This is a genomic window from Falsiroseomonas sp. (genome assembly GCF_051859025.1).
Classification (GTDB): Bacteria; Pseudomonadota; Alphaproteobacteria; order Acetobacterales; family Acetobacteraceae; genus Falsiroseomonas.
In genome coordinates this window covers 253037-277885 of sequence record NZ_JBHYGL010000037.1, presented here as the reverse complement: position 1 = coordinate 277885, position 24849 = coordinate 253037, and the positions used below count along the sequence as shown (strand labels likewise).

Annotated in this window: 26 protein-coding genes; 6 read left to right on the top strand and 20 right to left on the bottom strand. The window is 71.2% G+C overall.

Annotation, left to right across the window (positions count from 1 at the left end; genetic code table 11):
* Position 1: 1 nt before the first annotated feature.
* From ACTIE5_RS24345 to ACTIE5_RS24315, 7 genes are all read right to left on the bottom strand, one after another.
* Positions 2–376: a hypothetical protein gene (locus ACTIE5_RS24345; protein ID WP_439552319.1), complete on the bottom strand. Its 375-nt coding sequence runs from the start codon at positions 374–376 to the stop codon at positions 2–4.
* 181 nt (positions 377–557) lie between these two features.
* Positions 558–1928: a pentapeptide repeat-containing protein gene (locus tag ACTIE5_RS24340; RefSeq protein ID WP_439552318.1), complete on the bottom strand. Its 1371-nt coding sequence runs from the start codon at positions 1926–1928 to the stop codon at positions 558–560.
* 35 nt (positions 1929–1963) lie between these two features.
* Positions 1964–3073, bottom strand: a complete 1110-nt coding sequence (locus ACTIE5_RS24335) for a patatin-like phospholipase family protein (protein ID WP_439552317.1) — start codon at positions 3071–3073, stop codon at positions 1964–1966.
* Between the two features lie 157 nt (positions 3074–3230).
* Positions 3231–4025 (bottom strand): 3-hydroxybutyrate dehydrogenase, encoded by a 795-nt coding sequence (locus ACTIE5_RS24330; protein ID WP_439552316.1) that lies wholly within the window; start codon positions 4023–4025, stop codon positions 3231–3233.
* Between the two features lie 56 nt (positions 4026–4081).
* On the bottom strand, positions 4082–5536 hold the full coding sequence (locus ACTIE5_RS24325; RefSeq protein WP_439552315.1) for a dihydrolipoyl dehydrogenase family protein: 1455 nt from the start codon (positions 5534–5536) through the stop codon (positions 4082–4084).
* Between the two features lie 78 nt (positions 5537–5614).
* Positions 5615–5869 (bottom strand): DUF1150 family protein, encoded by a 255-nt coding sequence (locus tag ACTIE5_RS24320; protein ID WP_439552314.1) that lies wholly within the window; start codon positions 5867–5869, stop codon positions 5615–5617.
* 65 nt (positions 5870–5934) lie between these two features.
* The gene (locus tag ACTIE5_RS24315; protein WP_439552313.1) at positions 5935–6447 is read right to left on the bottom strand and encodes an Hsp20 family protein; all 513 of its coding nucleotides are present in this window, start codon (positions 6445–6447) and stop codon (positions 5935–5937) included.
* A 180-nt stretch (positions 6448–6627) separates the two neighbouring features.
* On the opposite strand from ACTIE5_RS24315, the gene def reads away from it, so the two are divergent.
* From def to truA, 3 genes are all read left to right on the top strand, one after another.
* The gene (def, locus tag ACTIE5_RS24310; RefSeq protein WP_439552312.1) at positions 6628–7134 is read left to right on the top strand and encodes a peptide deformylase; all 507 of its coding nucleotides are present in this window, start codon (positions 6628–6630) and stop codon (positions 7132–7134) included.
* A 98-nt stretch (positions 7135–7232) separates the two neighbouring features.
* A complete protein-coding gene (fmt, locus tag ACTIE5_RS24305) occupies positions 7233–8150 on the top strand; it encodes a methionyl-tRNA formyltransferase (RefSeq protein ID WP_439552311.1) in 918 nt (305 codons plus the stop codon).
* Between the two features lies 1 nt (position 8151).
* The gene (truA, locus tag ACTIE5_RS24300; RefSeq protein ID WP_439552310.1) at positions 8152–8913 is read left to right on the top strand and encodes a tRNA pseudouridine(38-40) synthase TruA; all 762 of its coding nucleotides are present in this window, start codon (positions 8152–8154) and stop codon (positions 8911–8913) included.
* A gap of 17 nt (positions 8914–8930) precedes the next feature.
* Here truA and ACTIE5_RS24295 read toward each other — a convergent pair whose 3' ends face one another.
* The 5 genes from ACTIE5_RS24295 to dapD all read right to left on the bottom strand — a co-directional run bounded on the left by ACTIE5_RS24295 (position 8931) and on the right by dapD (position 14896).
* Entirely contained in the window at positions 8931–11018 is a 2088-nt protein-coding gene (locus tag ACTIE5_RS24295) for a methyl-accepting chemotaxis protein (protein WP_439552309.1), read from the bottom strand.
* Positions 11019–11116: 98 nt separating this feature from the next.
* A complete protein-coding gene (locus ACTIE5_RS24290; RefSeq protein WP_439552308.1) occupies positions 11117–12169 on the bottom strand; it encodes an Ldh family oxidoreductase in 1053 nt (350 codons plus the stop codon).
* 42 nt (positions 12170–12211) lie between these two features.
* Positions 12212–12754 carry a hypothetical protein gene (locus ACTIE5_RS24285; protein ID WP_439552307.1) on the bottom strand — a complete coding sequence of 181 codons (543 nt, stop codon included), beginning with the start codon at positions 12752–12754 and terminating at the stop codon, positions 12212–12214.
* 83 nt (positions 12755–12837) lie between these two features.
* Complete coding sequence (gene dapE / locus ACTIE5_RS24280) at positions 12838–13959, bottom strand: succinyl-diaminopimelate desuccinylase (protein ID WP_439552306.1); 1122 nt, start codon at positions 13957–13959, stop codon at positions 12838–12840.
* A 100-nt stretch (positions 13960–14059) separates the two neighbouring features.
* On the bottom strand, positions 14060–14896 hold the full coding sequence (dapD, locus tag ACTIE5_RS24275; RefSeq protein ID WP_439552305.1) for a 2,3,4,5-tetrahydropyridine-2,6-dicarboxylate N-succinyltransferase: 837 nt from the start codon (positions 14894–14896) through the stop codon (positions 14060–14062).
* A gap of 134 nt (positions 14897–15030) precedes the next feature.
* On the opposite strand from dapD, the gene ACTIE5_RS24270 reads away from it, so the two are divergent.
* The 3 genes from ACTIE5_RS24270 (at position 15031) to ACTIE5_RS24260 (ending at position 18927) form a co-directional block, all read left to right on the top strand.
* A complete protein-coding gene (locus tag ACTIE5_RS24270) occupies positions 15031–16278 on the top strand; it encodes a diguanylate cyclase domain-containing protein (protein ID WP_439552304.1) in 1248 nt (415 codons plus the stop codon).
* Positions 16278–17492: a DUF2336 domain-containing protein gene (locus ACTIE5_RS24265; RefSeq protein ID WP_439552303.1), complete on the top strand. Its 1215-nt coding sequence runs from the start codon at positions 16278–16280 to the stop codon at positions 17490–17492. Before ACTIE5_RS24270 ends, ACTIE5_RS24265 begins: the two co-directional genes overlap by 1 nt.
* A 190-nt stretch (positions 17493–17682) precedes the next feature.
* Positions 17683–18927 carry a phosphotransferase gene (locus ACTIE5_RS24260; RefSeq protein ID WP_439552302.1) on the top strand — a complete coding sequence of 415 codons (1245 nt, stop codon included), beginning with the start codon at positions 17683–17685 and terminating at the stop codon, positions 18925–18927.
* Positions 18928–18974: 47 nt separating this feature from the next.
* Here the strand turns inward: ACTIE5_RS24260 and argB are convergent, their stop codons facing one another.
* The 8 genes from argB to hpf all read right to left on the bottom strand — a co-directional run bounded on the left by argB (position 18975) and on the right by hpf (position 24801).
* Complete coding sequence (gene argB, locus ACTIE5_RS24255; protein WP_439552301.1) at positions 18975–19859, bottom strand: acetylglutamate kinase; 885 nt, start codon at positions 19857–19859, stop codon at positions 18975–18977.
* Between the two features lie 145 nt (positions 19860–20004).
* Positions 20005–20349 (bottom strand): hypothetical protein, encoded by a 345-nt coding sequence (locus ACTIE5_RS24250; protein ID WP_439552300.1) that lies wholly within the window; start codon positions 20347–20349, stop codon positions 20005–20007.
* 174 nt (positions 20350–20523) lie between these two features.
* Positions 20524–21213, bottom strand: a complete 690-nt coding sequence (yihA, locus tag ACTIE5_RS24245) for a ribosome biogenesis GTP-binding protein YihA/YsxC (protein WP_439552299.1) — start codon at positions 21211–21213, stop codon at positions 20524–20526.
* Entirely contained in the window at positions 21210–23042 is a 1833-nt protein-coding gene (gene yidC, locus ACTIE5_RS24240) for a membrane protein insertase YidC (protein ID WP_439552298.1), read from the bottom strand. Before yidC ends, yihA begins: the two co-directional genes overlap by 4 nt.
* A gap of 11 nt (positions 23043–23053) precedes the next feature.
* Complete coding sequence (yidD, locus tag ACTIE5_RS24235) at positions 23054–23332, bottom strand: membrane protein insertion efficiency factor YidD (RefSeq protein ID WP_092962849.1); 279 nt, start codon at positions 23330–23332, stop codon at positions 23054–23056.
* Positions 23329–23697 (bottom strand): ribonuclease P protein component, encoded by a 369-nt coding sequence (gene rnpA / locus ACTIE5_RS24230; RefSeq protein WP_439552297.1) that lies wholly within the window; start codon positions 23695–23697, stop codon positions 23329–23331. Before rnpA ends, yidD begins: the two co-directional genes overlap by 4 nt.
* A gap of 25 nt (positions 23698–23722) precedes the next feature.
* Positions 23723–23857 (bottom strand): 50S ribosomal protein L34, encoded by a 135-nt coding sequence (rpmH, locus tag ACTIE5_RS24225; RefSeq protein WP_092962847.1) that lies wholly within the window; start codon positions 23855–23857, stop codon positions 23723–23725.
* A 335-nt stretch (positions 23858–24192) separates the two neighbouring features.
* Positions 24193–24801 (bottom strand): ribosome hibernation-promoting factor, HPF/YfiA family, encoded by a 609-nt coding sequence (gene hpf, locus ACTIE5_RS24220; RefSeq protein ID WP_439552296.1) that lies wholly within the window; start codon positions 24799–24801, stop codon positions 24193–24195.
* Between the last annotated feature and the right edge of the window lie 48 nt (positions 24802–24849).

The window sequence follows — 24849 nt, the reverse complement described above, 5'->3', positions numbered from 1 at the left end:
TTCACCGCCTGTAGAGCGACCAGCCGCCGACGACGATGCGGAGGATGCCGCGGAAGCGGATCGTCTCCCGCCCTATGGTCAGGCGGCCGCAGACGCGCTGGACATCGACGGCGCCGATGCTCGCCTCGGGCTTCGCGCTGCGCGCCTCCGTGACGATGGCCTCGAGGATCTGCGCCAGCGTCCAGCCGGTATCGTCGAGTTGCAGCGTCTCCACCCCATCGGCCTCCGTCAGGCGGAGATCGCCATCGCCGGGGTGCCAGATGCGGACGGGATCGCGGGCGCGCAGCCGGGTGTGGATGGGACCGACGCGCCAGCGGCTGAAGGGGGGCGGTTCCTCGGGCTCGCAGGCCCAGGATTGGGGGGCGGTTCTGTCCATCGCCGAAGCTCCTCTCCGCATCGTTTCTCGATGCGGAGATGAAGCCTGGGCGGGCGTCGCGGGGCCAATCCGAAGCGCCTGTGGGGGCGATAGGCGTTGCCTTCGTTGCAGGCAGGGACTGCAAGGAATGGAAGGGGTGTGGCGCGGGCTATGGCGGCGATAGGCGTTGCCGATGGCGCGGTCAGCGCGGCGGGCAGGCGCCCGGCGCCATGATCATCGCCTGGCCCGTGGGATCGACGCCGCTGGGCAGGCGAGTACGGCAATCGTAACGGGCAGCGGTCAGATCAGCACCACTGAGGTTGGCGCCGCGCAGATCGGCCCCGCGAAGATCAGCCCCGTGAAGATTCGCGCCACGCAGATCAGCACGGCGCAAATCCGCGTCCACGAAGCGGGACGCCTGCAGCATGGAACCGTTGAGCTGTATCCCCGTCAGGTTGGCGCGCGTGAAATCGGCGTACGTCAACTGGGCATCCGTCGCACGGGCGTCGCGGAGGCTGGCGCCGGAGAACTGCGCACGCGCGAAGGTCACGCGATCCAACGTCGCGCCGTCCAGCCTCGCTCCTGTCAGGAAGATGAACCTGGCAGCCAACGTGCTCAGGTCCGCATGGCGGAGATCGGATTCCTGGAAGATCGCATCGCCAACATAGGCGTTACGGAACGTGGCGCGCTGGAGATTGGCCTGTCCCGCGTCCAACCTTATGATCGCCGCGTCGATGAAGTTGGCGCCATCCAGGTCGCGGCCGGTAAGGTCGAGGCTGGTGGCACTGATGCCCTGGAACTGGCGCAGCCTAGTGAATGCTTCACCGTCACCCATGCGGTACCGGGCCTGAAGCGCCCAGCCCTCCAGTTCCGCGTCATGCGGGGTGAGCACGGCAGCATGTTGGAGCGCGGTCAGCGCTTCCGCAGGACGCGAGGCATAGAGAAGCGAGCGCGCAAGGCCGAGATGAGCTTCCCTCCACTCGGGATGGGCGCGCGCCAGCGCAGCGTAGGCTGTGGCTGCCCCTTCAGGGTCCCAATTCTCCCGGAAGCGAGCACGCTCGAATGCCGGCGCGAGGCTGCCCGGTGCCGCCTGGACCGCGGCATCGAGCCGTCGCCGTTCGGATGCAGGACCCCTCAGCGAATCGAAGGCGCGGGCATTTCCGCCCGCAGCGCATCCCGTGAGCCAGAAGATGCCGTGATCATCGGTGTTGGAGGGCATGGCAAGGATGCTTTCCCCGACCGCAGGGGGGAAGAGGAATGCGAGACAGCCGGCGGTGCGAAGCACGGCGCGGTCAGGCACCGCACCCTTCCAGATGTCGGTCGGCTCGACGATGACTTCGATGGTGTACTGCGGAGCGTCGGCCAAGCGGGATTCGAGAATGCGCCCCTCGAAGATCGCCGGTGCCCTTCGCACCAGATCAAGCGCGGCGTTCGGATGGCAGTGGCAAGCTGTGGGCGGCGAAGGTGGGGCACGCTCCGCGCATGCCTGTGTCAGCAGCAGGACAACGCCAAGCGCCAGTGTGGCTGCCCATGAACGGCGCTGCGGCGTGGATAGGAGTCGATCGACATTCATGATGCGCCATCGTAGCGAAGGCGCTGCACCCGCCGCTACAGGAACCGCTCCCGGATATCGACGCTGCTCTCGCGGCCCAGCTTGTCGAAATGCGTGGCGAGCCAGAGGTCCGCCGCTTCCCGCCCGTAGCGCTTCAGGGTCGAGAGAAACTCCCAATCCCCGTTCAGCTTGGTGGACAGGCGAAACTCCCGCATGCGCGGCTCATCCTCGATGCAGTGGATGAACAGGCGCCGGTAGCGCGGCTGTTCAAGCCGGCCGGCATCCAGCAGGCGCTGGACGAAATCGATGGCGCGCATTTCCGCCATCAGCGATGCGTTGAAGCTGATCTCGTTCAGGCGGTTCACGATCTCGGTCGGGCGCGTCGGCAATTCGTCCCGCACGATGGGGTTCAACTGCACAAGCAGGATGTCGGGCGGGCCGCCCTGTTCGTACAGCGGCCAGAGCGCGGGGTTGCCGAGGTAGCCGCCATCCCAGAAGGGCTCGCCATCGATCTCCACCGCCTTGAAGAATTGCGGCAGGCAGGCGGAGGCGAGGATGGTGTCGACCGTCACCTCCTCCTTCGAAAACACCCGCGGCTTGCCGGTGCGGACGGAGGTGGCGGAGATGAAGAGCTTCGGCCCGTTGCCGTGGCAGAGCACGGTCGGGTCCACCGCTTCCTCCAGCACCTGGCGCAGCGGGTTGAAGTCGTAGGGGGTGGGATTCATCTGGTAGGGGGACAGGACGCGGGTCAGCGTCTCGAAGGCCTGGTAGGCGAAGGACCAGGTGAGGTCGTGGCCCCAGATCGCCTTCTCCAGCGGCGTGTTCTGCAACGGGCTGACGGCCATGCGCGCCGCGGCGCCGCGCCAGAAGCGATCGAGTGCCGCGATGGCGCCTTCGCGGCCACCCTCGCAGAGGCCCTGCACGAAGACCACGGCATTGACCGCGCCGGCGGAGGTGCCGGAGACGGCCTCGAATTCCAGCCGCTCATCCTCCAGCAGCCGTTCCAGCACGCCCCAGGTGAAGGCGCCGTGCGTGCCGCCGCCTTGCAGCGCCAGATTGATGCGGCGGGTGGCGCGCTGCGGGCGGATATTGGGCCTGGGCGCCTGGGTGGCGCCGGGGACGGCCAGGGTATCGGCCGCCTCCTTCCTGAATTCGCCTTCGATCATTTCTTGATGCCCTCAAACGGCGGGCGGGCGCATCCGCGCCCTTGCCTTCGCGCCCTGCACGGCCGCGTCCCGGCCGCACGGTCAGTCTGGGCGCGGCGCCCATTCGGGCGCTCGGCCCGCGCGAAGTGGCACGGGCCGCCAGCACCATCCGGCAGGATCACTGCGCCACCCAGCCGCCGTCGATGCTGAGGGACATGCCGTTGATGGAGCCGCTGTTGGGGCCTGCGAGGTAGAGCGCGCCCTCGGCGATCTCCTCCACCTCCACCCAGCGCTTGTTGGGCTGGCGTTCCAGCAGGAAGTCGGTCAGCGCCTTCTCCTCGCTGACATTGTGCTTGGCTGCGAGCGGCGCGACCTGCGCCTCCGCCAGCGGCGTGCGCACGAAGCCGGGGCAGATGGCGTTGCAGGTGACGGGGGTGCGCGCGACTTCCAGCGCTACCGACTTCGTCAGACCCACCACGGCATGCTTGGCGGAGACATAGGCGGTCTTGAAGGGGCTCGCGACCAGGCCGTGCGCGCTGGCGACATTGATGATGCGGCCGAAGCCGCGCGCCTTCATCCCCGGCAGCGCCGCCTTGATGGCGTGGAAGTTGGAGGTGAAGTTGATGGCGATGATGCGGTCGAACTGGTCGTCCGGGAAATCCTCGACCGGCGAGACATGCTGGATGCCGGCGTTGTTCACCAGGATGTCGAGCGAACCGAGCGTCGTCTGGCATTCCGCGACCATGGCGCGGATCTCGGCGGGCTTCGACATGTCCGCCGCGGAGTAGGGCGCTTCCGCGATACCCATGGCGGCGCCGACCTTCGCGCGGGCCTCCGCGATCGCTTCCGGCTTGCCGAAGCCGTTCAGCATCACCTTCGCACCCTCCGCCGCATAGGCCAGCGCGATGGCGAGGCCGATACCGGAGGTCGAACCCGTCACCAGGGCCACGCGGCCCTCCAGCTTCCTCGTCATGGGTCGATCCTTCCTCGAATAGGTATGTCGCAGCGCGGCACGCGGCGGAGGGTTGCTCAGGGCAGCCGCTTGAGCAAGCCGACCACGCGCTTGACCAGCGGCGACATCAATTTGGGCGCGTAGAAGTCGCCGGCGGCGCGCTTCGCGGCCTCCGCCAGGGTCGGGTAGGGCAGCACCAGGCCCGCCAGGGCGGAAAGCTTCATCTTCCGGCCGATCATCAGCGCGAAGGTCCCTGCCATCTCACCCGCATGGGGGGCGAGGATGCCGGCGCCGAGCAACCGCCCGGACTTCGTGGCCACCAGCTTGACCAGGCCGTGGCGCACACCCTCCGTCACCGCGCGGTCGGTCTCCGGGACGGGGAAGCGGAGGATGCGGATGTCGTGGCCGGCGGCGCGGGCCTCATCCTCCGTCATGCCGATCTGGGCGAGTTCGGGGTCGGTATAGGTCACGCGGGGCAGGGCGGCGTAATCGACCTTGGCGGGCAGGCGGAACAGCATGGCGCGGGCCAGGATGCCGGCATGCTGTGAGGCCACATGGGTGAAGGCGCGGGGGCCGATGCCGATGGGGTCCGCGATGTCCCCCACCGCGAAGACGCGGCGGTTGGTGGTGGAACGCAGGCCCTCATCGGTGGTGATGCCGGCCTTGCCGTGCGCGACCTGGCCGGCGGTGAGATCAAGCCCCGCCAGGCGCGGCGCGCGACCCACCGCCAGCAGCAGATGCGTGCCGCCGATGCGACGGCCATCCTCCAGCACCGCCACCAGGCCCTGCGTGCCGTCCTCCGCCGGGTCGGGCTCCACGCGCGCCAGCTTGGTGCCTTCCAGCAGCGCCACGCCATCGGCGGTCAGCGCGCGGCGGAGGCCATCGGCCAGTTCGGGGTCGTCGCGGCCGGCGATGCGCCCGGCCTCGATCACCGTCACCAGGCAGCCGAGGCGCGCATGGGCCTGTGCCATCTCCAGCCCGATCGGGCCGCCGCCGAGGATGATGAGGTGGCCCGGCGGTTCCTCCAGGTCGAAGATCGTCTCGTTGGTCAGCCAGGGGACGGGGCCGAGGCCGGGGATGTCCGGCACGATGGCCTGGCTGCCGGCGGCGATCACGCAACGGCGAAAGGTGATGCGGCGGCCCGCGGCCTCGATCACGTCAGGCGCCACGAAATGGGCGGAGGCGCGGATCACCTCCACCCCCATGCCGCGGAACCGGGCCTCGGAATCGGTCGGCGCGATGTGGTCGATCGTGCCGCGGATATGGGCGCGGAGCGCCGCCCAATCGATCTCGGGCGGGGGCAGGCGGATGCCGAAGCGGTGCGCCTGGCGGGCGCTGGCGGCGGCATGGGCGGCGGCGAGCATGGCCTTGGAGGGCACGCAGCCGAAATTCAGGCAATCGCCACCCATCGCCGCACGCTCGATGAGGGCGACCTTCAGGCCGAGGCCGGCGGAGAAGGCGGCGGTGGACAGCCCGGCGGCGCCGGCGCCGATCACCACCACGTCGAAGTCAGGCGTGCTGCCGAAGGCCATGGGCCGCGTCCTCTGCCGTGCGGCACCGGCAATGCCGGGATGGGCCGCCCGGGGCAAGCCCCGGGCGGGTTTGGGGCGTCAGTGGACGGAAGCCGGTTCCATGTCGTGCTGGCGGATGGCGGCGGCGGCCAGGCTGGCGCTGGGCGCGGCGCCGATCGGCGTGCCATCCGCGGCATGGATGCTGAAGGCCACCGCGCCGTTCATCACGACGGGGCGGAGATAGGCGACATGGTCGGCGCCGAGGCGCGCGAAATCGCGGTTGGACAGGCTGCGAAGGGTCTGGCTGCTGAGGAAGCTGGGGGCCTCGTCGGCGTAGCTGTCATGGTCGTTCATGGTCTTCTCCTTCCCGCACGTCCCGCAGGCCCGTGTGGATTGAACGCGGCAGGGGTATCCGAAGATCACCCCTCCCTGTTGCGGATGCCGTTGATGGGGGCGGGCGGCAGGTCGCCCACCTGGCTGACGCCGTGCTGGCTGACAACCGGGCGTTGCGGCGCGCCATTGCCGCGCGCCGCGATCTGGATGGTCTTCACGCGCACTTCCGGCACCGGCCGGCGCAGATCCACATGCAGCAGGCCGTTGTCGAGCCAGGCGCCCTCCACCTCGATCCCCTCGGCCAGCACGAAGGCGCGCTGGAACTGCCGGGCGGCGATGCCGCGGTGGAGGAAGATGCGCCCTTCCGAATCGTCGCGCTGCCGGCCGCGGATGACAAGCTGGTTGTCCTCCTGCGTGATCTGCAGGTCGTCCATCGAGAAGCCAGCGACGGCGAGCGTGATGCGAAGCCGCGTCTCGCCGGTCTGCTCGATGTTGTAGGGGGGGTAGCCGTCGGCGGATTTCTGCACCCGGTCGAGCATCTGTTCGAGATGATCGAAGCCGAGGAACAGGGGTGAGCCGAACAGGGAAGGGCGTGACATCGGTATTGTGTGCCTCCTCGCTCAGGAGCGAAGCGTTGGTCCGCGGGGCCCCAAGGCACCCCGTGGGGGGAGATTTTGGCGGTTGGGCACGCCGTTGCAAGGGGGGCGGGGCGGGGCTACCTGTGCCGGCCCCTCCCGCCACCAAGGCCTGCCATGTCCACGCCCCCTGATTCCGCCTTGATGCCCATCCTGTTCGTGCCTGACCCCCGGCTGCGCGCCAAGGCGAAGCCCGTGGTGGCGGCGGGGCCGGAGATCGCGGCGCTGTCGGAACGGATGCTGGCCACGATGTACAAGGCGCCCGGCATCGGGCTCGCCGCGCCGCAGGTGGGGGAGATGCTGCGCCTGGTCGTCATCGACCTGCATGAGAACGACATCCGCGCGCCGCTGGTCATGGTGAACCCGACCATCATCGCGGACAGCAAGGAACTGGCGACGCGGGAGGAAGGGTGCCTGTCCCTGCCGAACCAGTTCGCGGAAGTGACGCGCCCCGCCCGGGTGAAGGTGGGCTACCAGGATCTGACGGGCGCGAAGCGGGAGGTCGAGGGCGAGGGGCTGCTGGCCGCCTGCCTGCAGCATGAGATCGATCACCTCGACGGCGTGCTGTTCGTGGATCACCTGTCCGCGCTCAAGCGCAACATGATGCTGCGCAAGCTGGCCAAGGAACTGAAGGCCAAGGCGAGCGAATGAGCCGGCCCTTGCGGCCGCCGGAGGCGGACGAGGCCGCGAACGCGGCCCGCCGCAAGTGCGGCGAGCCAAGCGCGCGCCCGGCGCCTGAGGGCATGAAAATGCGCATCGCTTTCATGGGCAGCCCGGACTTCTCGGTCCCGGCGCTGCGGGCGCTGCATGGGGCGGGGCATCACATCATCGCGGTCTACACGCAGCCGCCGAAGCCGGCGGGGCGCGGGCAGAAGGAGACGCCCTGCCCGGTGCATCGCGCCGCCCTGGAACTGGGGCTGCCGGTGCGCACGCCGGCGCGCGTCAGGAAGGATGAGGCGGAGCACGCGGCGTTCCGGGCGCTCGACCTGGATGTCGCGGTGGTCGCGGCCTATGGGCTGATCCTGCCCAAGGCGATGCTGGATGCGCCGCGGCGCGGCTGCCTCAACATCCATGCCTCCCTGCTGCCGCGCTGGCGCGGGGCGGGGCCGATCCAGGCCGCGATCCTGGCCGGGGACCAGGAGACCGGCATCACCATCATGCGGATGGAGGAGGGGCTGGATACCGGCCCCATGCTGCTGCGGGAAAGCGTCCCGATCGGCCCGCGCATGACGACGTCCGAGTTGCACGACGCCCTGGCCGCCATCGGCGGGCCGCTTGTGCTGCGGGCATTGGACGAAAGCCCGGAACCGGTGCCGCAGCCGGAGGAGGGCGTGACCTATGCGCCCAAGCTCTCCAAGCCCGATGGCCGCATCGACTGGTGGCAGGACGCCGCGGCGCTGGACCGGCGCATCCGCGCCATGAACCCCTGGCCCGGCTGCTTCTTCCAGGCGGGGGAGGAGGTGATCCGCGTACTGGCCGCCGAACCCGCCGCCGGGGAGGGCCTGCCCGGCACGGTGCTGGACGGCGCCCCCACCATCGCCTGCGGCAATGGCGCCATCCGGCTGCTGCGGCTGCAACGCGCGGGGCGGGCCGCGATGCCGGCGGCGGATTTCCTGCGCGGCTTCCCGATGGCGCCCGGCACCGTCCTCGCCCCCACCAGCGGCTGACATGCCCCGCTACGCGCTGCGCCTGGAATATGACGGCACGGAATTCTGCGGCTGGCAGCGGCAGGGGGACCTGCCAAGCGTGCAGAAGGTGCTGGAGGAAGCCTGCGCCTTCCTGAACCATGGCGTGGTGCCGACCGCGACGGCGGCGGGGCGCACCGATGCGGGCGTGCATGCCGAAGCGGCGGTGGCCGATGTTGAACTGGCGCAAGACCTGCCGGCGCATCGCATCCGGGACGCCATCAATTTCCGCACCCTGCCGCACCCCGTTGTCGTCACCGCCGCGGCCCGCGTGGCGGATGACTGGTCCGCGCGCTTCGCCTGCATCGGGCGGGGCTACCGCTACCGCATCCTCAACCGGCCATCGCGGCCCGGGATGGAGCCGGGCAAGGTCTGGCACGTGAAGCGGCGGCTGGATGCGGGCGCGATGCATGCGGCCGCGCAGGGGCTGCTCGGCAAGCATGATTTCTCCGCCTTCCGCGCCTCCTCCTGCCAGGCGAAGTCACCGCTGCGGACGCTGGACCGGCTGGACGTGTCGCGGGTGGGGGAGGAGGTGGTGATCGTGGCGGAGGCCCGGTCCTTCCTGCACCACCAGGTCCGCAACCTCGTCGGCACGCTGGTGGAGGTGGGGGATGGGCGGCGGCCCGTCAGCTGGCCCCGCACCCTGCTGGAAGGGCGGGACCGCACCAAGGCGGGGATGACGGCGCCGCCGGACGGGCTGGTGTTCCGCTACGCGAAATACGAGCCCGAGCCGGGCTGGGTGTAGTCCGCCGCGCGGGGATGTCAGGCGGCGCGCAGCCGGGCGGTCAATTCGTCCAGCGTCTCGCTCAGCGTCCCGCCCTGTTGCAGCACCGCCGCGGCCGCGCTGCTGACGCTTTCGACCCCGCCAGTCGTCTCGGCGACGTCGGCGCCGGCCTTCTCGACACTCGCGCTGACCGACGCGGTGGCGCGGGCGGTGGCCTGCACCGCGCCGGCGATGGCGCGCGTGGCGGCATCCTGCTGCTGGACGGCGGAGGCGATGGCGCCGGCGATGCTGGCCACATCCTGGATGGTCCGGCCGATGCCGCGGATCGCATCGACCGCGCGGCCGGTCTCCCCCTGGATGGCGAGGATCTGGGCGGAAATCTCCTCGGTCGCCTTGGCGGTCTGGGAAGCCAGTGCCTTCACCTCCCCGGCCACCACGGCGAAGCCCTTGCCGGCCTCCCCGGCGCGCGCGGCCTCGATCGTGGCGTTGAGGGCGAGGAGGTTGGTCTGGCCGGCGATGCTGCCGATCAGCCGGGCCACTTCCTCGATGCGCCGGGCGCCCTCGGCCAGGCCGCGCACCGTGGCGTCCGTGGCCGCGGCTTCCGCCACCGCGCGGCCGGCGACTTCGCTGGCCTCGGCGACGCGGCCGGTGATGTCGCCGATGGAGGCGGCGAGCTGTTCGGCGGGGCTGGCGATCTCCTGCATCCCGCGATCGGCATCGCTGGCCGCGACCGCCGCGGCATGGGCGGAATCGCGCATCCGGCTGGCGGACTGGTCCAGCCTGGTGGCGGCATCGCGGAGCGCGGTGCCGGCCTCGATCACGCGGCGCGCCACGCCGCCGACGCTGCTTTCGAAGGTGTCGGCAAGCCCGCGCTGCGCGGCGCGGCGCGATTCCTCCGCCTGCCCGGCACTGGCCGCGGCCTCGGCTTCCAGCCTGGCGCGTTCCTGCATCGCGGCGCGAAAGACCGCGACGGTTGCCGCCATTTCCCCCACCTCGTTGCGGGCGCCGAGATAGGGCACGGTGGTCGAGAGGTCGCCATCCGCCAGGCGCCGCATCGCGGCGCGCAGGCTGTCGAAGCGGTTCAGCGTGCCCCGCGTGACCACCAGCACAAGCCCGACGCACAGCGCCGCCAGGCCGAGCAGCAGCAGCGTATCGCGCAGCATGCGGCCGCCGGCGCGGTCCACCCGCGCATCCCAGGCCGCATCCAGCTGCGACCCGGCTTCACGCACCAGGCCGACGATGCTGTCCAGCACCGCGGCGGACCGGCCGAAGAAGGTGTCGAAATCCACGGGTGCGGCCCCGGGTGCGGCGGTCAGCAGCGCTTCGCGCAGCGCGCGGTAGTCTCCGCCGAAGCGGGCATCGATGTCGCCGCCGGCGCGCGCCAGCGGTCCGGGGGATGCCTTCGCCGCCAGGGTCATCAGCACCACCTGCCGGGCATTCTCGGCCCGGCTGTGGTACTGCGCCATCTCGGCCCTCGCCGCATCGGACAGCGGTGTGCCGGCGGCCAGCGACAGCGCGAACAACGTGCGTTCCCGTCCCGAGAATTCGCGCCATTCCCAGGCCCGGTCCTGCACCGTCTCCAGCAGGCCGATCAGGCTGGTGGTCTCGGCATCCTCCGGGCGCAGCCACAGGCGCTGGCGCTGCAGGTCGGCGACGGTGGCCTTGATGCGCTCCGGCAACGCCCGGGCCAGCGCCGCGTCGCGTTCCGGCAGGCGCTGGGCCGTCAGGCGGTCAACGGCCTGGCGGAGTTCCGACAGGCTCGCGCGCGTCGCATCGGCTTCGCGGAGGTAGCGTTCCACAGCCTCGGTCCGCGGCAGGCTGGCGCCGAGCCGCCGGGCGAGGTCGAGCGACTGGTCGGCGGTGCGGCGCTGCGTGTGCAGAAGATCCCGGAAATTGGCCGGGATGGCATCGGGCAGGCCCAGCGCAACCTGGCTGACGCTGCGTTCCAGCGACAACTCGACGGTGCCGAGGGCGATCGCGTTGCGGGTCTGGTTGGCGACCTGCAGCACCTGTGACGTCCGATAATCCCGCCAGGCGAGGACGAAGTCAGTGACGGCCAAAGCGGAGGCCGCGATGGCCAGCAGGCCGATCATCAGCAGGACGCGGGCGCGGATGCTCGAAACCATGCGTGGTATCCAGTTGTCGTCAGTCGTCTCCGATCTACGGCGCGTTTGTGAAAAAAATGTTAGGGATTGCCGTCGAACGCGGCGGGTGCCGCGCTGCGCTACAGGGGTTCCGGCGCTTCCAGCTCGAACCGCTGCGCCAGCTTCGCCAGGGCGGGCGGGATGCCGGGGTGCAGGACCACGCCCTTCTCCATCGCCTCCGCCCGCCGCCGCATCGCATGTTCGCCGGGCAGGCGCGGCGCGGCATGGCCGGGGCGGGGCGGGTTGCTGTGGACGGCATCGGCCATCCAGCCAGTCTCCCGCATGAAGGCGTCCGTGCCGCCGAAGCGGGCGGGGTCCAGCACCATCACCAGGACGGAGGCGCCCCAGCCCGTCGGGTTGTCCGCGCGGCCATGGCCGGCGAGCGCGCTGGTCAGGGCCTCCACCAGCAATCCGAGGGCGAAGCCCTTGTGCCCGGCCTCGATGCCGCCCAGCGGCAGCAGCGTGCCGGCGGGTTCCGCCCAGAAGGCGTTGGGGTCGGTCGTCGGGTTGCCATGGCCGTCCAGCAGCCAGGGGTGGTCGAAATTCTTGCCCTCCGCCCGCTTGCGGGCCGTCATGCCATTGGTGGTGTTGGACATGGAGACGTCGATCAGCACCGGCCCCGCGGGGGTCGGCCAGGCGGCGGCCAGCGGGTTCGGGGTATAGACGCGCTTGGTGCCGCCCCACGGCGCCACGCTGCCGGTGGCGGGGTCCGAGCATGTCAGGATCAGCATCCGGCCCGCGGCCGCGACCGGCGGGCCATAGGCGGCGAGCGCCCCGATATGGTGGCAGCGGCGGATGCTGATGGCGCCCATGCCGAATTCCGCGGCCAGCTCCTGCGCCTTGTCCACGGCGCGGCGCACCAGCCAGGGGCCGGGCAGCTTGCGGCCATCCCAGGTCTCCGCGACCGGGGTCGCGGCCACCAGCTCGGGCTCCCCGGCCCCGCGCATGTCGCCGCTGGCGAGGGCATCGAGGTAGGGGGTCAGCAGCGCCAGGCCATGGGTGTCATGGCCCATGAGGTCGCCTTCCAGCAGCACCTCCGCCACCGCGCGCGCCTTTTCGGGATCGAGCCCCGCGGCGGTGCAGGCGCTGATGGCGAATTGCCGCAGGCCCGCGACCTCATGCCGAACCGTCATGCGACGTATCTCCCGTGGTTCTTGTCGTTCGATTCGTGTCGTTCAGCCCAGCGAAAGTCGCTGCGCCAGCCCTGCCAGGAACAGGCCGATGAGGAGGTCGAGGAAGACCACCGCCGTCGCCCTGCCGCTGGTCACGCCGAGGCCCACGCGCACGGTGAACCATTCCAGCCAGACGAGGTAGCCGAAACAGGCCAGCGTCAGCCCCTGCAGCAGCAGGCCGGAGGCGCCGACCGCGACCGGCACCGAGAGCGCCAGCCACAGCAGGTACTGCACGATGGTGATCCAGTTCCAGGCCGCGATGAAGCGCGGCCAGGCGGCGCCGCGGCCCCAGGTCTCCGCGATCCAGAACGACACCAGCGGGAAGACGAGCCAGCCCAGCGAGTAGGTGATGATCTCGGCCAGCAGCGGGCGGCCCAGCACCTCCGCCCCCACGCCGGCCTGCGCCCAGCCGAAGAAGCGCAGCGCCAGGAAGGCGGGCAGGCAGATGGCGGCGGCGATGAAGGACCGCCAGGCGCCGGCAGGCGTGCTTTCCATCAGCACCATCCCCTCCGGCCGCCCGCGCGCGAGCAGGGTGGCGCCCGCCATGCCGGCGGCGATCGCGAGGCGCAGGGGCGGCCCCGGCGGGGCGCCAGGCGGCGGTGGCGGCGGGCCCGGTGGGGGGGAACCGCTCAGCCGAGCACCTCCTCGATCACCCGGGCATAGAGGCGGGAGAGGGCGCGCAGTTCCTCGACCGGCGTGCGTTCATCCGCCTGGTGCATGGTGGCGCCGACCGCGCCGAGTTCCGCGACGGGGCAGTGCCGCGCGACGAAGCGGGCATCGGAGGTGCCGCCGCCGGTATCGAGCGCCGGATCGCGCCCGCATTCCGCCCGCACCGCGCGCACCAGCGCATCGACGAAGGGGCCGGGCTGGGTGAGGAAGCTCTCGCCCGAGCATTCGATGGCCAGGTCGTGGCGCGGGGCCTCGGCTTCCAGCACCGCGCGGATGCGCGCGGTGAGGCTGGCCTCGGTGTGGAGTTCGTTGAAGCGGATGTTGAGCCGCGCGGTCACCTTGCCGGGAATGACATTGGTGGCGGGGTTGCCGACATCGACGCTGGTGACCTGGAGGCTGGTGGGCTCGAAGAACCTCGTGCCCTGGTCCAGCGGCTCCGCCGTCAGCGCGTGCAGGACGCGGACCAGGCGATGGATGGGGTTGTCGGCGCGCTGGGGATAGGCGGCGTGGCCCTGGGTGCCATGGACGGTGATGGCGGCGTTGAGGCTGCCGCGGCGGCCGACCTTGATGGTGTCGCCGAGTTCGACCTTGCTGGTGGGCTCCCCCACCAGGCAGCAATCCGGAATCTCGCCGCGGCCCTTCAGCCAGCCCAGCACCTTCACCGTGCCGTCCAGCGCCGGGCCTTCCTCATCGCCGGTGATGAGCAGGGAGAGGCTGCCGGGCAGGTCAGCACGCCGTCCCAGGACGGCGGCGATGGCGGCCACGAAGGCGGCGACGCCCCCCTTCATGTCGGTCGCGCCCCGGCCATACAGCACGCCGCCGCGCACCTCCGCCCCGAAGGGATCGGTGGTCCAGGGCGCCTGGCCCGGCGGCACCACATCCGTGTGCCCGGCGAACATCAGATGCGGGCCGGCGGTGCCGCGCCGCGCGTATAGGTTCGGCGTGGTGCCGAAATCCACGCGCTGGCACGCGAAGCCGAGCGGCGTGAGCGCCGCTTCCAGCACCGCCAGCGCGCCATCATCCGCGGGGGTGACGGAGCGGCAGCGGATCAGCGCCTGGGCGAGGGGAAGGGGGTCGGTCATCGGATGCAGGGATGCCTCGTGCGACCCCCACCCCGACCCTCCCCCGCAAGCGCGGGGGAGGGAGCAGGGCAGCGCAGTCGCGATTGCTGGCGCGTGTCCTTCAATCCCGCAGCAGGTCGTTGATGCTGGTCTTGGAGCGGGTCTTCTCATCCACGCGCTTCACGATGACGGCGCAGTAGAGGCTCGGCCCCGGCGTGCCGTCCGGCAGCGGCTTGCCGGGCAGGGTGCCGGAGACGACGACCGAATAGGCGGGGACGCGGCCGTAGAAGATCTCGCCCGTCGCGCGGTCGATGATCTTGGTGGACATGCCGAGATAGACGCCCATGGACAGCACGCTGCCGCGTTCCACGATCACGCCTTCCGCCACCTCGGACCGTGCGCCGATGAAACAGTCATCCTCGATGACCACGGGGTTCGCCTGCAGGGGTTCCAGCACGCCGCCGATGCCGGCGCCGCCGGAGATGTGGCAGTTCTTGCCGATCTGCGCGCAGGACCCGACGGTGGCCCAGGTGTCGATCATGGTGCCGCTGTCGACATAGGCGCCGAGGTTCACGAAGGACGGCATCAGGATGACGCCCGGCGCGATATAGGCGCTGCGGCGGACCACGGCGCCCGGCACGGCGCGGAAGCCGGCGGCCTTGAAGCGGTTCTCGCCCCAGCCCTCGAACTTCAGCGGCACCTTGTCATAGGCCCCCGCGGCGGTGTCCATCGGCTGGCTGTCGGACAGGCGGAAGGACATCAGCACGGCCTGCTTCAGCCACTGGTTGACCTTCCAGCCGCCGTTTCCATCGGGTTCCGCCACGCGGGCGCCGCCGGAATCGAGCAGCGCGAGCGCTTCCTCCACCGCCGTGCGGTCGGCGCCATGGGTCTGCGCATTCAGCGTGTCCCGGCGCGCCCAGAGCGCTTCGATGCGGGCCTGGAGGGCAGTCTTGTCCATGGTGATTCGGGTGTCCTGGCGGGGGGTATCGGTGCGGCGGGACCATGCATAGCGCGCTGGCGCGATGTCAACGGAAGGGGGGGGCGCGCGCCACGCTAACCGGCAATTCACCCGCCTCCCGCATCCTGCCGCCCATGGATGTCCTACCCGATGATCGCGAACAATCACTGGCATCCGCCCTGATCGACAGCCGCGCCCGCTGGCGCGACTTCGCGCTGCTGGCGGCTGACCTGGTGTTCGAGACGGATGGCGGGGGCTGCTTCACCTTCATCGGCCCGGATGAGGTGCTGGGCTGGCGGGCGGAGGCGCTGCTGGGCCGGCCGGCGGCGCAGTTGCTGGCCAGCGGCGGCTGCGGGCTGTTCCGCACGCGCCAGGCGATGCGGGGCGCCCGCGTCTGGCTGAACCGCGCCGATGGCACGCCCGGCTGCTTCGACTTCACCGTGGTGCCGCATGAGGAAGGGCTGCGCGGCACCGCGCGGGACGTGACGGCGGAGGAGCGGATGGCGGAGGTCTCCGCCCGGGCGCTGCGCCGGGCGACGACGCTCGGCCGGTTGCTGCGGCTGGGGCAGCGGCAGGGCGACCCCTTGGCGGCGCTGGGCGCGATCCTGCGCGCGCTGCCCGCGGCGCTGCCCGCCATGGGCGCGGCGCTGCTGGTGCCGGAAGGGCCGGGCTGGCGCCTGGCGATGGAAGGCACCGCCCCCGTGCCGATCGGCCGCCTGCCCCCGCCGGGGGGCACCCCGGCGCCGGGCGCCCGGCTGCTGCTGGCCGGCGCCGATACCGGCGCCTGCCTGGCGGCCTGGCGGGACGAGGCGCAGCCGGATTTCGATACCGAGGACCGGGACCTGCTGGAGGCGCTGGCCATGCCCGTGGCCGGGCTGCATGCGGAGGCGCTGCGTCAGCAGGAACTGGCGCAGGCCGCGCATGGCGATGCGCTGACCGGCCTGCTGAACCGCCGCGGCTTCACGCTGGCCCTGGCCGGCCGGGTGCGCCCCGGGGCGGGGGCGCTGGTGTTCATCGACCTCGATGGCCTGAAGCCGCTGAACGACGTGCTGGGGCATGAGGCCGGGGACGCCGCGCTGCGCGGCATGGCGGACCGGATACGCGCCGCGGCCTGGCCGGGCGACGTGGCGGCCCGGCTCGGCGGCGATGAATTCTGCGTCTGGCTGGAGGGGGTGGGGAGTGAGGCCGCGGCGCTGGATCGCGCCTGGTCGATCGGCCAGCCCGGCCCCCTGCCAGGCTGGCCGCAGGCCGGGGAGGGTGCGCTGCGCGCGAGCCTCGGCATTGCGCTGCCGGCGCCGGGCGAGGATCTGGGGGGGCTGATGATGCGGGCGGATGCCGCGATGTATGCCGTGAAACGCGCCAAGGGCGGGGGGCGGCGCTGATGGCGGCGCTCGCGCCCTCTCCCCCAGGGGCGGCCCATGGAACATCCCATGGGGCGAGCCCGGAGGCGGTCCATGCCGCCCGGCATGGCGATACGGCCGCGCGCACCGCCGTGGCGCGGCAGGCCGGCACGCCCCCGGAATTGCTGACCTACCTGGCCGCGGACCCGGCGGCGGAAGTCCGGCGGGCCGTGGCGGCCAATACGGCCACGCCGCCCGCGGCTGACCGGCTGCTGGCCGATGACCGGGACGCAGCCGTGCGCACCGAACTGGCACGGCGCGTCGCCCGCCTGGCACCCCGGCTCAATGCCGGCGCGCAGGACCGCATGACGCGGCTTACCGGGGGCACGCTGGCGCTGCTGGTGGAGGATACCGCGGTCGAGGTGCGGGCCGCGCTGGCCGCGGTGCTGCGCGACATGCCCGACGCGCCGCGCGACCTGATCCTGCGGCTGGCGCGCGATACGGCGATGCCGGTGGCGGAGCCCGTCATCCGCCTGTCGCCGCTGCTGACCGATGACGATCTGATGGCCCTGGTGGCGGATCCGCCCGCTTCCGGCACGCGGCGCGCCGTCGCCCGTCGCCCGGCGCTGACGGAGCCCGTCACCGACGCGATCGCCGCCACCGCCGATACCGCGGCCGTCGCCGTATTGCTGGCCAATCCCTCCGCCGCCATCCGGGAGTCGACGCTGGATGCGCTGGTGGCCGGGGCGGGCAGCCGGCCGAGCTGGCAGGCGGCCCTGATCCGCCGGTCGCGCCTGCCGCCCCGTGCCGCGAAGGCGCTGGGGGAGATCGTGGCGGACCACCTGATCGGCCGCCTGGCGGCGCGGCCGGACCTGCCGGCCGGGCTGGCGGAATCACTCCGCACGCGCGTCATCGCCCGGATGGCCGAAACCGAGGGCGAGGTGGCGCCGCATGAGGCGGCACTGTTCACCGCCGCCCGGGTCGGCGACCGCGATGCGCTGATGGAGGCGCTGGCCCGCGATGCCGCGATGACGGAGGGGCAGATCGACGCCGCGCTGTCGCTGCGCAGCGGCCGTGCCTTGGCCGGGCTGTGCCACCGCGCCGGCTGGTCGCCAGCGTTGGCGGAGGCTGTGCAACTGGTGCTGGGCGGCCTGCCGCCGCATGAGATCGTCCGCCCCACCGCGACCGGCGGATGGGCGATGGGCGACGCGGAGCTGGAATGGCAGGCGGAACTGCTGGAGAGCCTGCCGGCCTGACGCCCGGCGCCTGACACCCGGCGCCTGACACCCGGCGCCCGACCCCTGGCGCGCCGCGCCGCGCGGGTCACGCTGGACTTTTCCGGACCCGCAAATATCGTCCGCATGGTGAAAGCCCCCTGGGGCGGCGAAAGCGGCGCGGCGACTCCGCGAAACGGCGGGGGTGCACGGGCGGTGGCGGGTGGATGCGATGACAGGCGATAGTGCGGCGAAGTCGGTCGCCGCATCGGGTGGCCCGCCCGCGGCGTCCCACCGCGCGCTCCACGCGGCGCTGGAGGCGCTGGAGGCCGGGCGGCAGGAGGAGGCGCGGGCAATGCTGGCCCCGCTGGTCGCCCCCCTGATGGAATCAGGCCGCGCCTACGAACTGGCGGATCACCAGCCGCTGGTCACCCTCGCGGAGGGATACAACGCGTCGCTGGACTGGGCCGGGGGCCATCTCGTCTACCAGGTGCTGGTGGCGGCGGGGCATGCCGGCTTTGTCGACAGGCGGGACTGGCTGGCCAAGCGCGTTGCCGTGCAGGAGCAGTTCCTCGCCCATTTCGAGGGCGAGACGAGCCTGGCACGCCTTGGCCAGGTGCTGGGCCCGAGGCTTGGCGGGCAGGTGCGCGGGATCAAGACGACCCGCATGCGGCCAGGCATGGTCGCCATGGCGTTGTACCGGCATGAGGTGACGCTGGAAGGCCGGTCGGGCCCCATGGTGGTGGTGGAAAAGACCTTCCGCGACCGCAAGGCGGACATCGAGAAGCTGACGCTCCAGGACCTGCTGTTCACCACCGTGCCGCCGCAGCGGCTGTTCGCCCCGGCCTATTACGGGATGCTGCGGGGCGGGTCCTTCGGGTCGAGCTTCCACGCCATGGTGCCGGGGGAGTCCCTGCCGCCTTCCCGCTGGGAACGGACCTGGCGCGAATTGATGTACTACTACTGGTCCGAGGCCCCGCACCCCAGGCTGGCGGCTGGAAAGAAACTGATGCGGCAGGTCATGAGCGACCTGCGGCACGTGGCTGCGGGCGGGCTTCGGCCTGCCATGCGCGCGCATCTCAGCGACAGGCTGAGGGGCGATGGCGCGGCGTCCGCGGCGGCGGCGCGCATGGCGGCGATCGAGGCCGCGGTGGCGCCGCTACCGCTCTTCGTCCTGCATGACGATTTGCATGCCGGCAACATCCTGGTGGATGAGCAGGGTTCGCTCAGCGTGATCGACTGGGATCGCTGGTGGCTGGCGCCGATCGGCGCGGGCTGGCCGGTGCCGTTCACGCCAGAGGACGGGGAGGCGATGTCGCTGGACCGCATCACCTGGGCGCGGCCGCTGCCAGCGGGCGTGGGCACCTCGCAGATGATGCTGGCGGCGGCGCTGTGGGCCTGGCAGCTGGCCACGCGGCACGAACACCCGAAGGACGCCGCGCGCTACCTGGAACGCGCGCTGACATGGGAGGGATGACGGGGGAGGGCTGACGCCCCCGCACGCCAGCGACCCGCCGGGGCCCGTCAGGCGCGGATCAGCGTGCCCGCGCCCTTGTTGGTGAAAAGCTCCAGCAGGACGGCATGGGGCACGCGGCCATCGAGGATGACGGCCCCCTTCACGCCCTGCTCCACGGCATAGATGCAGGTCTCGACCTTCGGGATCATGCCGCCGGAGATCCAGCCGGCCTCGATGCCGGCCTTGACCTCCGCCACCGTCATCTCCGGGATCAGGTTGCCATCGGGGCCGAGCACGCCGCGCACATCGGTCAGCATCAGCAGCCTTTCGGCATCCAGCGCGCCCGCGATGGCGCCCGCCACGGTATCGGCGTTGATGTTGTAGGTCTGGCCATGGGCATCGACGCCGACGGGGGCGACGACGGGCACGATATCCGCGCCGATCAGCAGGCGCAGCACGCGGGCATCCACGCTTTCGGGTTCGCCGACGAAGCCGAGGTCCAGCACCTTCTCGATGTTCGAACCCGGGTCACGGTAGGTGCGGCTGAGCTTCCGCGCGCGGACCAGCCCGCCATCCTTGCCGGAGATGCCGACGGCGAGCGCGCCTGCGCGGGTGATGGCGGAGGCAACCTGCTTGTTGACCGGGCCGGCCAGGACCATCTCGACCACGTCGAGCATCGCCTCATCCGTCACGCGCAGGCCCTGCACGAAGGTGGACTGCACGTTGAGGCGCTTGAGCATGGCGTTGATCTGCGGGCCGCCGCCATGGACGACCACCGGATTGACGCCGACCTGTTCGAGAAGGGCGATGTCGCGGCCGAAGCGGAGCGCCGTCTCCTCCTCCCCCATCGCGTGGCCGCCATACTTCACCACCACGATCTGGTCGTCGTAGCGCTTCAGGAAGGGCAGCGCGCCGGCGAGGATCGCCATCTGGTCGAGCGGGTCATCGGTCATGGTCTAGGCGTCCCCGTTCGCCCCGGACCCTTCGCCGTGGGCGGCGCGGTTTGTCGCCGCGGGCGGCGCGGTTTGAAGCCGAACCGCGCAAGGGTCAAGGGTGGGGCGGCGGGCGCGGGCGGCGCTGCCCGCCGCGCGCGGGTGGTCAGCGCGCCTCGATGCCGCGGCGGGTCGCGATGATCTCCGACGTCTCGCAGATGTTCACGCGCATCAGTTCCGCCGTCTCGCCGCTGGCCCAGACAAGCTTGAAGTCATAGGCGCCGCCACGGCCGCCGGGGTTGTAGGAGACGGAGCGGCCATTGGGCAGGACGTTCTCGCCCAGGCGGTCACGGCCCCAGCTGGATTGGGAGGAGGGGCCGAAATAGAACTCGTTCACCTGGGAGCCGGAGTTGTTGCGCAGCGTGAAGCGCGTGTCGCACTGCGCGAAGGCAGGGGCGGCGACGGCGGTGGCGGCCAGCAGCGTGGCGCCGAGGATGAAGCGTCGGAACATGGGGGGCATCCTTGCGAGGGATGGCGCCCGCGGAAGGCGGATCGCCGGGGCTTATGTTACGCCCGAAGGATGAAGCCCAGATTTCCGACCGTTCCGCCAGCCTGCCCCGGCCCGGATGGACCGTTCAGGGCGCGAGGTAGGCTTGGCGCTCAGGCCGCGAGGCCGGCTTTGCGCTCAGGCCGCGAGGCCGGCCAGCTCCGCCCGCAGTTCGGGGATGCCGGTGCCCTTCTCGCTCGACGTCACCATCACCAGCGGGTGCGCAGCGGTGCGCTTCTTCACCAGCGCGTCGATCTCCGCCAGGCGCTTCTTCAGCTGCGGCGGCTTCACGTCATCCACCTTGGTGACGACGATCTGGTAGGCGACGGCGGCATCCGCCAGCAATTCCATCGCGGCGCGGTCGGCGGGCTTGGTCTCGACGCGCGCATCCATCAGCAGCAGCACGCGCCGCAGCGTGGGCCGGCCGCGCAGGAAGTCGAACATCAGGCCCTGCCAATCCTCCTTCAGCGTCTTGGAGGCCTTGGCATAGCCATAGCCCGGCATGTCCACGAGCGTGAGACGGCCCTCATCCAGGTCGAAGAAGTTCAGCTGCCGCGTGCGCCCCGGCGTGACGGAGACGCGCGCCAGCGCCTTCTGCCCCGTCAGCGCATTCAGCAGGGAAGACTTGCCGACGTTGGACCGGCCGCAGAAGGCGATTTCCGGCCCGCGGACCGGCGGCAGCTGGTCGATGCTCTGCGACGCGTAGAAGAAGGTGCAGGGGCGGGCGAAGAGGAGGCGCCCGGCCTCGATCAGCGCCGCGCGGTCCTCCTCCAGCTTCGCCTCGGCAAGGCCGCCCGCGGGAAGCGGGGCGGCCGGGAGAAGGCTCATCCCTTCTTGTCCTTCGCGGCGATGGCGGGCTTGGCCGGCGCGGGGGCCGCGGCCGGGCGAAGCTGCCGCTTCTTGTCCATCTGCTGGATCCAGTACTGCTGGGCGATGGAAAGCAGGTTGTTCCACGTCCAGTAGATCACCAGGCCGGCCGGGAAGGAGGCCAGCATGAAGGTGAAGATCAGCGGCATCCAGGCGAAGATCTTGGCCTGGATGGGGTCCGGCGGCGTCGGGTTCAGCTTGAACTGCAGGAACATCGTGATGCCCATCGCGATGGCCCAGGCCGGCATGTGGAACAGGCTGGACCACTGCATGGGGTCGAAGGGCAGCAGGCCGAACAGGTTGAACAGGTTGGTGGGATCGGGCGCCGACAGGTCGTGGATCCAGCCGAAGAAGGGCGCGTGCCGCATCTCGATGGTGACGAACAGCACCTTGTAGAGCGCGAAGAAGACCGGGATCTGCAGCAGGATGGGCAGGCAGCCGGAGGCAGGGTTCACCTTTTCCGACCGGTACAGCGCCATCATCTCGGCCTGCGCCTTGGCGGGGTCGTCCTTGTAGCGCTCCCGCACCTCCGTCATCTTCGGCGCGAGCGTCTTCATCCGCGCCATGGAGATGTAGGCCTTGTTCGCCAGCGGGAAGAAGGCGAGCTTCAGGCCGAAGGTGAAGACCAGGATCGCGATGCCGAAGTTCCCGAAGACCTGGAACAGCCAGTCGATCGCGTAGAAGAACGGCTTGGTCAGCCAGTAGAACCAGCCGAAATCGATCGCCTTGTCGAAATCGACGATGCCGAGTTGCGCCTCATACCGGTCGAGCGTCCGCACTTCCTTGGCGCCGGCGAAGAGGCGGGTGGCGAGCGTGCCTTCGGCGCCGGCGGCGACGGTCTGCGGCGCAGGGGTGGCCATGTCCACCTGCCAGCGATCCTGCCCACCCTCGCCGGAATGGCGGTAGGCGGTGCGGACCTGCGTGGCCTGGTCCACCGGCGTCAGCGCGGCGAGCCAGTACTTGTCGGTGAAGCCGGCCCAGCCGCCGGGGCTTTCCTGTTCCACCGCCGGGCCGCGGCGCTTCTCGGCCTCGGCGCGCGCATCCTTGTAGGTCCACTCCACCAGGCGGCCGTTCAGCACGCCGACGAAGCCCTCATGCAGGATGAAGAAGCCGGCGACCTGGGGCGTCGTCTCGCGCCGCACGCGGGCCCAGGGCAGGACCTGGATGGGCTCGGCCGCGCTGTTCCGCACGGATTGCCGCGCCGTGACCATGAATTCGTCGTCGAGTTCGAGCCGGATGCGGAATTCCTGGCCCTGGCCGTTGTCCCAGCGCAGCGTGACGGGCGCGTTGGGGCCGAGGGGGCCGCCTTCCACCGCCCAGTCCGTATCCGGGCCGGGCACCACGGTGCGGCCATCGGCCGCGGTCCAGCCCCATTGCGCGAAATAGGGGTTGGCTTCCGTGCGTGGCGCGAACAGGCGGACCAGCGCGCTGTCGGGCCGCACCGTTTCGCGGTAGCGGCGCAGCACCAGATCATCCAGCCGCGCGCCGCGCAGGCCGATGCTGCCCTGCAGGGACGCATTCTCCAGCGCCACGCGCTGTTCCGGGCCGCGGCTGGCCGCGGTCGCCGCAGTGGCGCTGCCGGGCGCCTGGTTGGAGACGGCCGTGGGCGGGATGGGGACGGGCACGGCGGCGCCCGTCGTGCCGGCGGCGGGTGTGGCGGCCGACTGCTGGGCCGCGATCTCCGCCTGGCGAACACGCTCGGCTTCGCGGGCCGGGCGGTTCCAGAGGTCGAAGAGCAGCAGGATGCCGACCGACAGGGCGATGGCGGCGAGGAGGCGCTTCTGGTCCATGACGGCCTGGTTCAGCCTTTCGTCACGCCGGCGGCGGCGGGGTCCGCGCCGCGGGCGTTCGGGGAGGAGGATGGCGGCACCGGGTCATAGCCACCCGGATGCCAGGGGTTGCAGCGCAGGATGCGGCGGGCGGTCAACCAGGACCCCTTCAACGCCCCGTGCGCCGAGACGGCTTCAAGCCCGTAGTCGCTGCAATGCGGCAGGAAGCGGCAGTTGCAGCCGATGATCGGGCGCAGCGTGTACTGGTAGGTGCGGATGGCGCCGCGCAGCAGGTGCTGCTGGGGTGTCACGGCACGGATTCCGGCACGGGGGTGGGCTTGAGGAGCCCGGCCTGCTTCAAGGCGCCGCGGAGGTCGCCGACCAGGGTGCGGAAATCCCGCGTCGCCGTGGCATCCCGGCCGATCAGCACCAGATCGTAGCCGGCCGGTGCGGCCTCTCCCAACAAGATGCGCGCCGCCTCCCGCAACCGGCGCCGGGCGCGGTTTCGGGTGACGGCGTTGCCGATCTTCTTGGTTGTGGTGAAGCCGACGCGCAAGGGCGCCTCGGTCCCAGCCAATACCTGCAGCACGAGCCCCGGCCGCGCGACGCGCGTGCCGCGGGAGGAGACGCGCTGGAATTCGCGGCGCTGCTTCAGTCGCGGCGGGCGTGCCGGCATGACACTGGACTCGCCCGCCCCGCGATCAGGCCGAGAGCTTCTTGCGGCCCTTGGCGCGGCGATTCGCCAGCACATTGCGGCCGCCGACAGTCGCCGTGCGGGCGCGGAAACCGTGACGGCGCTTCCGGACGAGCTTCGAGGGCTGATAGGTACGCTTCACGACACACTCCCGCGGTGACCGGACCTGTTCACCGCCGCGGGAAGTCCCGATGGCGCCGACGATCCGGCAGGTATCTCTAAGGGATCGTCATGGCGGCCGCGAAGGACCAGGGCGCGCCCCGACGAAGGCCCGGACGTATAGGGAAGGGGGCGCCCTTCCGTCAACCGCGCAGGGCGGGCGGGGCGGGGGGGAAGACAGGTTCTGGCCATAAATCGGGGTGAACGCCCGGGTTCCGGACGGTTTCGGGGAGGCGGCGCGGACCCCCACCCTCAGCCTGCGGCGTCGCGGCAGTGCCGCGGCCCCCGCAAGCCCGGGGGAGGGAGCAGCCGAGTCCCTCAGTTGGTGCGGGGGTCGATCCAGCCGATATGGCCGTCGCCGCGGCGATAGACGACGTTCAGCGCGTTGGTCGCGCGGTTGCGGAACATCAGCACCGGCACATGCGCCAAATCCATGCGCATCACCGCCTCCCCCACCGTCAGGCGGTCGATCGTCGCGGGGGTCTCGGCGACCACGGCCGGATGGTCCGCGCCATGGGCCATGGCGGGCTCGGCATCTGCCTCGACCTCCTCCTCCGTCTCCCGCGCCAGGACCATCTGGCGGGCGGGTTCGCCCATCTCGGGCTGCCGCTCCCCGGCCAAATGCCGGGCGTGGTCGTTCATGCGGCGCCTGTATCGTCGCATCCGCTTGGCGACGTGCTCCGCCGCTTCCTCGAAGGCCCGGTGGGCGTCGGCGCCCTCGCCCTCCCCCCGCATGAACAGGTTGCGCCCGGCCTTGAGGTTGATGTCGCAGACGAAGGCGTGGCCCTTCGCGTCGCGGCGGAAGGTGACATTCGCTTCGAGCGCGTGGTCGAAATACTTCCGCGCGATGGTGCCGAGGCCATCCCGCACATGCGTCTTCAGCGCATCACCGGTTTCGACCTGCTTGCCCGCGACTGTAATATGCATGAGGGATTTGCTCCTTCTCCGGTTCGGAAAAGGCCGCCCGGTGGAACC